The 12,826-nt window shown below is 45.5% G+C and carries 11 protein-coding genes and 1 pseudogene; 1 reads left to right on the top strand and 11 read right to left on the bottom strand.

Translation table 11 applies throughout. The features are described from left to right. Positions 1–4 precede the first annotated feature (4 nt). The 11 genes and pseudogenes from PHO71_RS06725 to PHO71_RS06775 form a co-directional block, all read right to left on the bottom strand. Positions 5–1,462: an MFS transporter gene (locus PHO71_RS06725; protein ID WP_300200757.1), complete on the bottom strand. Its 1,458-nt coding sequence runs from the start codon at positions 1,460–1,462 to the stop codon at positions 5–7. Positions 1,463–1,471: 9 nt separating this feature from the next. Next, the gene (gene yut, locus PHO71_RS06730) at positions 1,472–2,470 is read right to left on the bottom strand and encodes an urea transporter (protein WP_300200760.1); all 999 of its coding nucleotides are present in this window, start codon (positions 2,468–2,470) and stop codon (positions 1,472–1,474) included. A gap of 50 nt (positions 2,471–2,520) precedes the next feature. Beyond that, positions 2,521–3,480 carry an urease accessory protein UreD gene (locus PHO71_RS06735; protein ID WP_300200763.1) on the bottom strand — a complete coding sequence of 320 codons (960 nt, stop codon included), beginning with the start codon at positions 3,478–3,480 and terminating at the stop codon, positions 2,521–2,523. A 6-nt stretch (positions 3,481–3,486) separates the two neighbouring features. Further along, the gene (gene ureG, locus PHO71_RS06740; RefSeq protein ID WP_300200765.1) at positions 3,487–4,113 is read right to left on the bottom strand and encodes an urease accessory protein UreG; all 627 of its coding nucleotides are present in this window, start codon (positions 4,111–4,113) and stop codon (positions 3,487–3,489) included. 26 nt (positions 4,114–4,139) lie between these two features. After that, the gene (locus tag PHO71_RS06745) at positions 4,140–4,832 is read right to left on the bottom strand and encodes an urease accessory protein UreF (RefSeq protein WP_300200768.1); all 693 of its coding nucleotides are present in this window, start codon (positions 4,830–4,832) and stop codon (positions 4,140–4,142) included. An 18-nt stretch (positions 4,833–4,850) separates the two neighbouring features. After that, positions 4,851–5,450 (bottom strand): urease accessory protein UreE, encoded by a 600-nt coding sequence (gene ureE / locus PHO71_RS06750; RefSeq protein WP_300200771.1) that lies wholly within the window; start codon positions 5,448–5,450, stop codon positions 4,851–4,853. An 85-nt stretch (positions 5,451–5,535) separates the two neighbouring features. Continuing rightward, the gene (locus PHO71_RS06755; RefSeq protein ID WP_300200773.1) at positions 5,536–7,254 is read right to left on the bottom strand and encodes an urease subunit alpha; all 1,719 of its coding nucleotides are present in this window, start codon (positions 7,252–7,254) and stop codon (positions 5,536–5,538) included. Between the two features lie 143 nt (positions 7,255–7,397). Further along, a pseudogene (locus PHO71_RS26180) lies at positions 7,398–7,694 on the bottom strand (urease subunit beta); the annotation flags it as partial. A 165-nt stretch (positions 7,695–7,859) separates the two neighbouring features. Then, on the bottom strand, positions 7,860–8,162 hold the full coding sequence (locus tag PHO71_RS06765) for an urease subunit gamma (protein WP_300200779.1): 303 nt from the start codon (positions 8,160–8,162) through the stop codon (positions 7,860–7,862). A gap of 125 nt (positions 8,163–8,287) precedes the next feature. After that, complete coding sequence (crcB, locus tag PHO71_RS06770) at positions 8,288–8,665, bottom strand: fluoride efflux transporter CrcB (protein ID WP_300200782.1); 378 nt, start codon at positions 8,663–8,665, stop codon at positions 8,288–8,290. 73 nt (positions 8,666–8,738) lie between these two features. Further along, a complete protein-coding gene (locus PHO71_RS06775) occupies positions 8,739–10,781 on the bottom strand; it encodes a TonB-dependent receptor (protein ID WP_300200784.1) in 2,043 nt (680 codons plus the stop codon). Between the two features lie 589 nt (positions 10,782–11,370). Between PHO71_RS06775 and PHO71_RS06780 the strand changes: the two genes are divergently transcribed. Beyond that, positions 11,371–12,738 carry a hypothetical protein gene (locus PHO71_RS06780; protein WP_300200787.1) on the top strand — a complete coding sequence of 456 codons (1,368 nt, stop codon included), beginning with the start codon at positions 11,371–11,373 and terminating at the stop codon, positions 12,736–12,738. The last annotated feature ends 88 nt before the right edge of the window (positions 12,739–12,826 follow it).

The raw sequence follows: 12,826 nt of genomic DNA on the forward strand, positions 1-12,826 counted from the left end.
ACAATTATTTAACTTCAGTGTGATGATTTTTATTGTCCGGAAGAACCTCCTTACCGAAAACTCCGGTTACTACAGCACCAATCACCTGAACGACAATGGAAACCAGCAGGACTAGTTCCGCCCCTCCCCAAGACAATAACATAGGAATGAACAATACCCCTAGTACCGCTCCTACTTTTCCGATAGCTGCAGCCAGTCCTGCACCTTCGCCTCGGTCGGTAACCGGATAAATCTGCGAAGGAATGATGAATGTCATCAAGTGAGGTCCCGCATTGAGGAACAATTCGAACATCATAAATCCGGCAATGGCAATCCATATAGGCATATGATATTTATATGCTACCAATAGTACGATCAATCCGATAGCACAAAGAATAAATCCCCATACCTGAATCCGGACATGATACCACCTGTTCACCAGAAACAGTCCTAGCGCAAACCCCGGAAGGATGAAAAAGTTTATCCATGTTGTGATCTCTAACGAATTGGTAATCCGGTGAATACCGTTCGCAGCAACACTGCTCGATGACGATTCTAATCCCAAAGCCATCACTAGTATTGGCAGAAACACTCCGATACCATAAACTCCTAATCCTTCACAGGCCCAGGGAATACCACTGAAAATCACCCTTTTCAAGTTTTTTCCATGAAATAGATTTCCCCACGATACCTTCGGCACGTCTTTTTTCTTAGGACGATTACGAATTTCTCCTACCTCCAGATCTGATCCGATGTGATGATGAATTTCTTTTCCTTCAGTTTGTCCCTTTTCTATCACCTCCACATCCTTACCAAGAAAATACCTCACTGCTGACTCTGCATCTGCCGGACGACCGTGCGCCATCAGCCAACCCGGACTTTGAGCAAAGCGGATGCGCGTCAGAATCATGAACAATGCAAATACCGCAATAATTAGCAGCAACCTGTTCCACAACTCCGGATTCTGCCAGTCTTTCAGCAAGAAGAAGCAGATCAGTGCTACTAGAATATTTCCCAATGATGACGAAGCTTTTGCCACACCCACCATGAACAGTCGCCAGCGTTTTGGCATGATTTCCGATATATAATCCGAATCAAGACTATATCCTCCGCCAATGCCCAGACCCATTAAGAAAAGTCCCACTACCAACCAAAGAAGGTCGGATGTAAAATAAGCTAAAAGTGAAGCTCCCAATACGATGAGGGGACACAGGCGGAAGAAGAAAAGATAACCGTATTTGTCACTCAACCGTCCGAAAATCAGCGAACCGATGGTGATACCAATCAGACTGGTACAGCCAATAAGTCCTTGTTGCAACGATGTTAGCTCCGGATGACGGAGCATCTGAATCATAGGGAGGATTATCCCTACCAACGTTGCCAGTCCGGCACCGATTATCTGCCCCATAGAGGCGATAATCAGCACTCGGAAGTGCCCCCAGCGGAGGGACATCGTATCCATATTTATACTCTGTCCGGTCATTGTATATCGTTATTTATTAGCAGCCTTTTTATGCCATTGCGAGTGGTCCGGCTCCTTATTGTCAAATTTATAGAGGGGAAGCAGGAACAACCATGTAGCAAGACAGAACGGAGCCGTGAACGTAGGCATACCGAACGGTAACATCATGGCATTCATGCCTGCCTGAATAAACACAGTCGCAACAATACCCAGCAACGCCCAGATAGCAGATCGCCAGTTAGGTTTGTAGAACGTACATCCTAGAGCGATGGCTGTCAGCACAGGGCTGAATCCGTAAAGTCCATTGGCAATGTCGCTACCTGGACCTTGATATAGCAATACGATGGCAAGCGAAAGAGCTGAACCGATAGCCGCCCACAAAGCCGCCCAACGGCTACTGACAAACAAAGCTGCCAGAAAGAAAACGCCCGTCACCCATGAATTGATAAGGAACACCTGTGCGATACCTTTCAGCCAATAGACCACTAGTGAACCGAAACTCACATCGAGTGAAGAAGAAAGATGTGCTGTTAATTCGGGCGCCGACATATATTCCGGAGGCATCCCTTGCAACATCCGTGCCGCATAAAGGAATATCCAAGTCATGAAAACAAATGGGAAAGTGAAAGAATTGGTTTTCCACGGAACCATCACATTGTTGAATCCTGTCCGTACCCAGACCGTGAGTATGGAGCAGAAAATCAATGCGAGCCACATTAGTAAAGTGTTACCTAGAAAAGTGGGGAAGGCGCATCCTACCAAAATACCGTTGAATCCCCAAAGACCTTCTGCACCGTCATTTCTTGGTTGGTGCAATACATAGCCGGCAAGCGTAGAGACAACAACGCCTACTAGCGCTCCCCATGCCACGGCAGCCTGTCCTTCCTGATAGGCTCCCCAGAATATCCCACAAAGGAATAGCAGACCGGTCCAAGCACTGCCTTGGAACATTACTTGCCCGCTGCCTCGCAGTATCGCACGGATATATTCCGTGATACCGGGAGACTTGATTACATGGTCATTAATCATAATTCTGAATATTAGATAAGTGTTAGTTTAATGTGAGTAACTCCCGCCACTTACCGCCACGGAAATTCTTCGGGCAACGGTCGTCCTTTTATCTCCTGACGTACCAGCGAACAAAACTCGCGTACCCGTTTTTTCACTGGACCCGGCTCCATACCAAGTACTTTGTACAACAGTCCGCTGTCATTCGGCAGATGCGTGATGCCTGCAGCAATCTTCCGTTCTCTATCGATAAAAGCCGTCGCTTTCGCATAGATATGATCCGCATTTTCTTTGGGAGTCATCACGATGACATTGGCAAATACATCGTACTTATCCATTATTCCGAGGACTTTCGGATTCTGTTTATCGGGGCAAATCACAAATTTTTCCCGGAATAGTTGTTCACCGTTTAGTCTTTCTCCATGCGAGCATACCGACAACACATCGTAAGCAAATAGTTCGCCATCTTTATAATACTTTCGTCCGCCCATGAAAATCTCCGAATAGAAAACGGTAGCCGAAGGGGCTATTCGCAGACGAGTGTCGGAGATAAAACGGGTATGGTGGCAAGGAATCATCGGCTCAGGGAGGAATTCCAGATACGCTCCCTCTTCAAGTGTGATATTCTGCACCAGACCGGAGTAATTGTAATGCATTTCGGCAAGTTTTGTGGCAGCACCGGTAGAGATGAATGCAAAAGCATCTTTCCGCACAGTAATATCCTGTTGATACCGGTCACCGTCCACGTTCGGACCTCCGGACGAAAGGATATAAACACAGGGCATTTCCGGCATTTCCTCATCGAAGTACAATTCCTGTTGGACGATGAGTGGCGCTCGGCGGTCCAGATCACGTAGGATGCACTTGCCACGGGGATCAATCTCGAAGCCGAGATTGAGGTACCCATGTTTACCCGGAGCACCGACATACATTGCCTTCGGTTCTTCCAGATAAGGTTTCATCTCGCGTGCAGTGGAGAAATCCACTGCCGGCCGCGCCGTTCGCTCTTTGGTTAATGAATCGGCAATCATAGTTGGTTACTCCTTTTCCTTTTTATCGAACAAAGCCATACGGAAAATCAAGTCTACTAAGTCGTCGATACCTTCGCCCGTCATACAGTTGGTGAAGACAAACGGCTTGCCGGGACGCATCAGTTCTGAGTCGTGTCTCATCACTTCCAGACTGGCGTTTACATACGGGGCAAGATCGGTCTTGTTAATCACCAGAATGTCCGATTGCGAGATGCCCGGACCATCTTTACGAGGAATCTTGTCACCCGCAGCCACGTCAATCACGTAGATGAAGAAATCCACCAGCGCAGGACTGAAAGTCAGCGTCAGGTTGTCACCTCCCGATTCAATCAGTACGATGTCTCCATCGGGAAATTTAGCTTCCATTTCCTCTACAGCGGCGATGTTCATTGATGGGTCTTCACGTACGGCCGTGTGAGGGCAGGCACCTGTTTCCACACCGATGATGCGTTCTTCCAGTAAGATACCTTTCAGCATCTTGCGTACGTGCTTGGCATCTTCCGTGGTTACAATATCATTTGTGATAATCAATACTTTCATGCCCAGATTCAACAGACGCGGGGTGATAGCTTCTATAAGGGCGGTTTTACCTGAACCGACAGGTCCGCCGACTCCAATTCTACATGTGCTCATAATTCTATTTGTTTTTTATAATACTATCAATTCATAAACATACGCATATTTCCTTTTTCGTGCAGAGACGCCAGAATATCAATCTGGGGAACGAATGCGTTCATATCTTCAAAGGTCATGGTGCGAACTTCTTCGTATAAATCCTGCGACTGCTCGCTAAGTTTGAACAAAATTCGTTGCGTGTCGTAATGAGACACTTTCACGCACCGGAGAGCTGCACTCAATACCATATTTATTACACCATATTGGTGCGAGCAGAACAATTCTTCTTCGGATAGTTCTGCCAGAGCGAAGGCAAGTGCTTGCGCAACCGGATAAGTTCCCGGAGTCTTCTCATCACGAATGTCGTCCAACCACTTCTGTAAGATAGGTTGGCTGAAAATGTGTGTCCCCAGTTCCGCCAGTTTTTTACCCATCCGCTGAAGCATCTGCCGTGCTTCCTCATTCATTTTGAAAAGTATGAGTTTCCGGTCGGCATCGACCAGTGCTTCATACTTGTCCTCTTTGGCGGCACGGAAGGCATGCAAAGCAATTACTCCGTCGCTGTAGGCGGCTTGCAGGGCTATGGCATGTGCATACTGTTCCAGTGTATCGGCATTATATACTATACCCTCATGAGCAGCAGTTTCCAGTCCGTTCGAGAATGAGAACGTGCCTACCGGAAAAGCCGAGTCCGTAAATTGGAGCAGCCTCATGACGGTTGTTATCTTCTTATTCATACCTTCACTCATTGTAGGTTAATGTTGGTGAGGGTGGGTGTGTGGATGATAGGCATTGTGCCCGTCTTCGTGGGAGTGGCTTTCTTGCCCGGCGCCACCGAACAAGCGTCTGATTTCGTGAGGAGCCAGATAGGGAATGATTTCCAGTCCTTTCTGAAATTCGTAGGTGATGCCTTCGATGTGGTGTGTCTCCATTACGCTCAGCATGACCTTCTTGTCTACTGTCAGTGGTACATACACTTTCGTTCCTTTTACTACTGCCGGCCAGTGCTGGTTGCCGATGGCATGACCCAGTTCAACGGAAATACGAATCATTGTTTCCGGATCTATCTTTTCAAGTGCACTCATGTCTATCACCAGAACGGGGCTTAGCTCAATACGAAGTACGATAGCCTTGTTCTCTTCGGGTGAATAATAAATAATATCTCCGTCTATTACCTGTGAATGGCGTTTGAGTGCAATGGGATATTCTTCTCCTTTGTCGCTCTTGGCGAGGAAACGGCTTTTTTGTGCAGTCCACTGGTCTAGATAGATAGACTCGATTTCTGCATTTTTCAGCTTCTCAGCCCATTCGGGAGTCTGATACATATTTCCTATTATCTCAGTATATATTTTCATATCGCTTGTAGATTATAAATTCTGTTGAATAATAATTTTAGGGAGCGGTGTGTTTGTGTATAACACCGGCTCCCTAGAGAAAACCTTAACTAAACCAATATAATTGTGCCAAAGGAAATTCTTTTGCAGGTGGTATGTAGGCGCGTACTCCGTCTACAAATACATCGAATGTTTCCGGGTTTACTTCAATCTTAGGCATAGCACCGTTACGTACCATATCACACTTAGTCAATTGTCGTGTGCGGCGTACCGGGAATACGATTCGTTCCAATCCCAGTTTTTCCTTGATGCCAAGGTCGAAAGCAGCTCTCGAAACGAAGGAAATTCCTGTTTTTGGTAAAGTCTTGCCGAAAGCACCGAACATCGGGCGATAATAGCAAGGCTGCGGTGTGGGCAACGATGCGTTCGGGTCTCCCATATCCGCCCAGTTAATCATGCCGCCTTTGATGACGAGCTTCGGTTTCGCGCCGAAAAATTCGGGTTCCCAAAGCACGAGGTCTGCTATTTTACCTTTTTCTACCGAACCCAGGATATCAGAGATACCGTAAGTGATGGCAGGATTGATGGTAATCTTGGCGATGTAACGCAACACGCGGAAGTTATCATTTTCTGTGGAGTCTTCCATTAGTTTACCGCGAACCTTCTTCATGTACGAGGCCATCTGGAAAGTACGCATAAAAGATTCTCCTACACGTCCCATAGCTTGCGAGTCGGATGACACCATAGACAATACGCCTAGGTCGTGCATCACGTTTTCGGCAGCCTGAGTCTCTGGACGTACGCGGCTTTCAGCGAATGCTACATCTGAAGGTATCTTTGGGTTGAGGTTGTGGCACACCATAATCATGTCGAATAATTCGGCCTGTGAATTGATACCGAACGGTAAGGTCGGATTGGTAGAAGAAGGAAGGATATTAGCCATAGAAGCCACTTTCAGCAAGTCGGGAGCGTGGCCGCCACCTGCACCTTCAGTGTGGTAAGTATGGATGGTACGTCCGTCGATAGCAGAAATAGTATCTTCCACGTAACCGCCTTCGTTCAATGTGTCCGTGTGGATAGCTACCTGCACGTCATAACGGTCGGCAGCTGCCATGGCAGTACGGATAGCGGCAGGCGTAGAACCCCAGTCTTCATGAATCTTCAGACCGCAAGCACCGGCAACGATTTGTTCGTCGATAGCTTCGGCTACGGAACAGTTTCCTTTGCCTAAGAATCCGGTATTGATGGGCAATCCTTCGGCAGATTGAAGCATACGTTCAAGATTCCATTTGCCGGAAGTGATTGTAGTTCCGTTCGAACCGTCAGTCGGACCGATACCGCCGCCTACCAATGTTGTGATACCATTGCTCAGGCAATTATAAGCCTGTTGTGGCGATATGAAGTGCACGTGACCGTCTATACCCGCAGCTGTGAGAATCATGTGCTCACCGGAGATGGCATCGGTAGAAGGACCAGTCACTAGATCGGGGTGAACGCCTTGCATCACATTCGGATTACCGGCTTTGCCGATACCGGCAATTTTACCGTCCTTGATACCCACGTCGGCTTTTACTACACCTAGGTTAGCGTCGATGATTGTCACATTGGTAATAACTAAATCGAGCGATCCCTCGCGAGAAGTCATCGTATTGGCGAGTCCCATACCGTCGCGGATGGTTTTTCCCCCTCCGTACACTACTTCGTCTCCATAAACCCGCAGGTCCTTTTCAATCTCTACATACAAGTCCGTATTACCTAGGCGTATTTTATCGCCTACGGTCGGTCCAAACAGGTTATTATATTCTTGTCTTGAAATTGTAGCCATATCTATTATTATTTAGATTTTTTATTTGCATACTCCGCTTCAGCTTCAGCTTCCGGAACACTCTTGAATCCGTATCTTTCCATCTTATTGATGGCTTTGATGCGCGTAGGATAATAGGTCGGGAAGTCTTCTCCTCCGCTATATCCCATGGTCAGACCATTGAAGCCTAGCACACGGCGTTTCCCTCCGTAAGTAACGAGTTCTACTTCTTTTTCTTCACCCGGTTCGAAGCGGATGGCGGTAGTAGCCGGAATATTAAGATGATAGCCGAACGATGCCGGACGGTCAAACTCCATATAGCGATTTACTTCGAAGAAGTGAAAATGAGAACCGATTTGGATAGGGCGGTCACCCGTATTGCGTACCACCAGTTTTACGGTTTCACGGTTCAAGTTATACTCGATAGGAGTGGCAACCAGTAGTTCGCCGCCCACAGCCATCGGAGTGGCGGGCGTAAAGCCCGGAGTATTGGGATAAGCTATTGGCGGAAGCCCCTCGAAAACTCCCTGCGGCGTTTCATAACCAGTCGCAGCATTCTGATTCACTTTGGAATCAGCAGGATTATTCGTATTCATAATTAATCAATTTAGGTAAATTAGTTTAGATTACTTAATAGGGTTGTGAATACTCACCAGACGCGATCCGTCCGTGAATACGGCTTCTACCTGAAGGAGCTGTATCATATCGGCTACTCCTTCCATCACATCCTCTTTCTTGAGAACATTTGCGGCATTCGTCATCACTTCTTCCAATGTTTTTCCCTCGCGGGCTCCTTCCAGAGCAGTGGATGTGATGTAAGCCACAGCTTCCGGATGATTCAACTTCAGTCCTTTCTTCAGACGCCTTTCGGCAATCATACCCAGTGAAAGCAACATGAGTTTGTCAATCTCTTTAGGTGTTAAATGCATAATTTTAAAAAGATTTAATAAATAATAGATATAGTTCAGAACCTCTATGCCTGACCTTGCTTAAACAGGGGGTGGGTCAAAAAGTTCTTTGATTTCTATTTAAATAACGAAGCTTTTAAGTTTCATTAAACTGCTTTTATCAAACTTCGTCCTACCCATACGAGGATAATACCCAGAATAACGCTTAGTCCGAGGTAGAGACCGAAGTATCCCCAATGCTTGTTCTGCATCAGCAGGTACATATCGTCGGAGAAAGAGGAAAAGGTAGTGAAACCACCGCAAAATCCTGTAATCAGGAAGATGTTCATATTCGAAGAAATCAGATGTGTCTTTTCCACCATACCGAAGAATAGTCCGATGATGAAACATCCGATGACGTTCACCGCGAAGGTACCGTAAGGGAAAGGAGAGGAAAAGAGGTGATGGGCGAGCTTGCCGACCAGATACCGTCCGCAAGTACCGAAAAATCCGCCCAAGCCGGCAATAAGCATAGCTTTAAACATACTTTTAATGGTTTTTAGGTTAATAATATAGTTTATTCAACGAAATAGTAATTTTAAATTAAGTACTTGGAATTTAGAAACGAACACTGATGAAGCCTCTCGCATTGAAAGGAGTTCCCGGTGTGAAATGCATTTCGGTCACAGGCTCCGGCTCTCCTTCTAAACGGGTTTCGGTAGAGAACTGGGCTTCGTCCCACGAAGTATTAAATAAATTCTCGATGGTTGCTCCAAAGGTGAATCTCTTATACGTATAAGTAGCATTGAAATCTGCTACGAAATATCCCTTTGCCTTGAGACTATAATCTTCGTTAGCAGGGCGGTCGCCCAGATAACGGCATTTCAGACTTGCTGTGAATGCTTTCCATTGGTAACTGAGTCCGGTGACAAAGGTATGTACAGGAGCCAGCGGAACATAATTTTCACCTTTCGGCTCGTCAATTGCACGTGCATGGCTATACGTATAGTCTGCCTGAAAGTAGAACCGGTTGATGAACTGCCAGCGCAGCCCGAAGTCGAATCCGTTTCTGCGAGTCTTGCCACTAGGTTCCACCACAGCTTCGTCGCCTACATAAACAAATTCCTGCTGCATCCACAAATACCATGCGGTAGCGTTAATCATCAGAGTTGGCAGCGGTTTCCATAGCACTCCGAAATCTCCTCCATAAGCGGCAGGAAGCACCTTTTTTCCATCTTGCACCACTACCACACGGGCATCGTTGCTATGAAATCCTTTTCCTAATTTAAGCAGGAATTGCAGGTTAGAATTCATATGATAAATAAAGTTGAGTTTTGGGCTGACAATTGCCTGTGAAACTTTCGGATCTTTATATTCTGTTAGTGTACGGTCTACATAATCGAAGTTGAAATAATCCAGACGTACGGCAGGGTTAATCATCCATTTTTTCCATTCAATATTGAATCCTGCATATCCGAACATACTGCTTTCGCCTACATCCCCCAGAGCAAATGTTCCGATTCGCTGCCGGCTGATGGTATGATAAAGGGCTAGGTCGTTAATCTGGTCATAGCGGAATCCGATGCCCGCTTTCAGTTGCCAGTGGCTTGATTTTACGTGGAATGTCTGGTTATATTCGGAATTGGCTCCTCCCAGTAGACGGTTCTCGCGTTGGTTGATCTGATCACCGTTTTCAGGATCGTTCAGGAAAAAAGTAAAGTTGGAATAAAGGTTGAAACGATAGTAGGACATCCAGGCTGTGCTCCTAATTTCGGCTCCATTACCCAATATCTGCATATGCGTCAGGTTCAGGTTAGTCCGATCGGTATTTCCGCCTTCTGTATCGTCCAGAGCTCCAAAACGACTGATAATTCCTTGGTCTACGGCACGTTGAGGAATCTGTCCTGAAGCATTCCATGTACTATTGAAGTGAGACAGCATGACGCTGAACCGTGAGTCTGTATTCCAATGTGTGTATTTTGTCATCAGGTTGAACCGCTTGAAGTTCTGTGGAGAGTCAAAGTATCCGTCACTCGTCAGGAATGAACTGCTGACATAGAAACTTTCTTTCTGGTTATTGAGGAAGGAGAACGAAGCCCTCATCCGTTGGGTGTTGAATTGCCCGATTTCAAGAGCACCTTCGTTTTCCATCCGATCTTTAGTTTTAAAAGCTACGTACCCTGCCGTAGCGAGGTCACCTTTAGTCACGTTGTAAGGTCCTTTGTCGAAATCAATCGACTCAATAGTCTCCGGCTGCAGAAAGTGCAGGTCGGCATATCCCTGTCCGTGGGCATGAGACACCATATTGACGGGCATTCCGTCTACCGATATATTGATGTCCGTTCCGTGATCGATATCGAATCCGCGTAGGAACATTTGTTCAGCTTTTCCACCTCCGGCATGCTGGGCAATGAATAATCCCGGAACGAAGCGTAATACTTCTTGTGAAGAATTGACCGGATTGATCTTCAAATCTACTTTGGAAATCTCGTTCAGGTGATTAAGCTGTTTCATGATGACTACTTCTTTGAGAGTAATATTTCGTAGCGTGTCATGTAGAACCATTAACGTATCATGTGGAAGTACGTTAAATCCGTAGGCCGTTGTTGAGATCCCTAGGCCAAATACAGAAAGGAAGGTTAAATACATTTTTGTTTTCATAAGTAAGGTTTTGATTATCTAATACGGAATAGAGTAACATAACTACTCTGATTATGTTCAGGGCGTAGATGAAACTTTTCTAATTGATCATGTAAAATTTATGTCAAATATTCAAATAAAAAGAAAAGACTGGGTAAGGCTATTTATAATAAAACCTAGTTTCTGAATCCCTTTTGCAGAAAGTGTTTGACGTATTGATGCTAACAATAGAAAAACTATTAGTGGATATACAGAAATATCAAAATTGTTCTTATTTGCGAAAAGTAGAAAGTTTCAGCATGATAGAGAATACTTTTAATCTATTCATTCGTAGTTTGAGCAACAAGAGGTGCAAATTTAGATGTGCTTAATGATATTACTAACGAAGGCAGAAAAAGTTCGATTAAAAAATCTAAAAAATGATATGTTACAACATTTAATACTAATTTATTGTTAGATAGTATGCTGTGAATCAGCATTTTTATATATTTGTGAAAAAATAATAGGGAAATCCCTATTATCGTTTGGGGAAAATCTCCCTTTAATGGAGAATCTCTTCTTTATCTTTGTAAAGTGAAAAAGTATAAGTAATTATATAAACCGAGATGATATGAAAAAGATTGTTTATTTCCTGCTGATTGCTTTATGCCTCCCGCTAGGCCTGAGGGCACAAAGCGCTGATGATGACCTTTATTTCATCCCTTCTAAGGACAAAAAGGAGAAAAAAGAAACTCCGGTCAAGAAGGAACCGATGAGACAGGTCACGACCAACATCTATACCTCACCGGGTACTACGGTCGTTGTTCAGGACCGTAAGGGAAAAACACGAGATGTGGATGAATATAATCGCCGTTACGATGCTCGCGACAACGAGTTCGAAGTGGAGAATGATACTTTATATATTAAAGGAGAGAGGAGTTCTGATTTAGATGGTGAATGGGTGAATGGTGAGTTTGACGGAAGCCAGGAAGATTATGAATATGCAGAACGCATTATTCGTTTCCGTAATCCTCGTTTCTCTGTTAGCATCAATAGCCCTCTCTATTGGGATATGATCTATGGAGCTAATTCGTGGGACTGGAACGTTTACACCGATGGATTTTATGCTTATGCGTTCCCTACATTTGGTAATCCATATTGGTGGGATTGGCGTTACAACTCCTATGGTTCAGGTTGGAACTATGGCTGGGGCTGGAATTATGGCTGGGGCTGGAACCGTCCTTACTGTGGTTGGGGATATTATCCTGATTATTATGGCAGCTACTGGGGTGGCTGGTATGGCGGTGGCTCATGGGGACATCATCATCATTGGGGGGGTGGCCCGAGCTGGGGAGGCGTAAGCCGACCTTATTATGGTGGACGTAGTGTACTGAATGCCAATAATCGTGCCCGTTATAGTAGTGGTTCATCATCTTACTCCAGACGGGGTGAGGGAAGCCGTTCCAACTATCAGGGAAGTTCTGTTCGTGGATCATCCAACGGAAGAGTCGTAGGTACTCGGGTTCCTACAAATTCCCGTGTTGAGGGAACATCCGGTACTCGAGGCGAAGCATCTCGTCGTGGTTCATCTACATATACGCGTCCTAGTAGTACACGTGATAATACGTCGGGAACTACTGCAAGAGAACCATCCACCTATCGTCGGAGTTCATCTACTGAAACTCGTAGAAGTTCTTCTTACTCTCGTGGTAATTCTTCTTCATCTTCTCGTGGAAGTTCAACCTATTCACGTGGCAGCTCGTCCTCTACTCGTAGCAGTTCAACGTATTCACCGGGTTCTAGTCGCAGTTCGTCACCGTCCTACACTCCTTCCCGAAGTAGTAGTCCATCCTATACTCCTTCTCGTAGCAGTAGCCCATCTTATAGTAGCCCTTCTTCCGGTGGAAGTTCTCGTAGTAGCGGTGGCAGTAGTAGTGGTTCTTCACGTAGTTCCGGTGGTGGCTCTTCGCGTTCATCAGGCGGCGGTAGTAGAAGATAGTATAGGCAAAATAACAGTAAGAAGGTAAATGGATTGACTAAAGATATAAAGTTATGAAGAATATAGGTAAAATAACCCTAATTGGTGC

The sequence above is a fragment of the Bacteroides sp. genome (assembly GCF_028690125.1).
Lineage (GTDB): Bacteria > Bacteroidota > Bacteroidia > Bacteroidales > Bacteroidaceae > Bacteroides.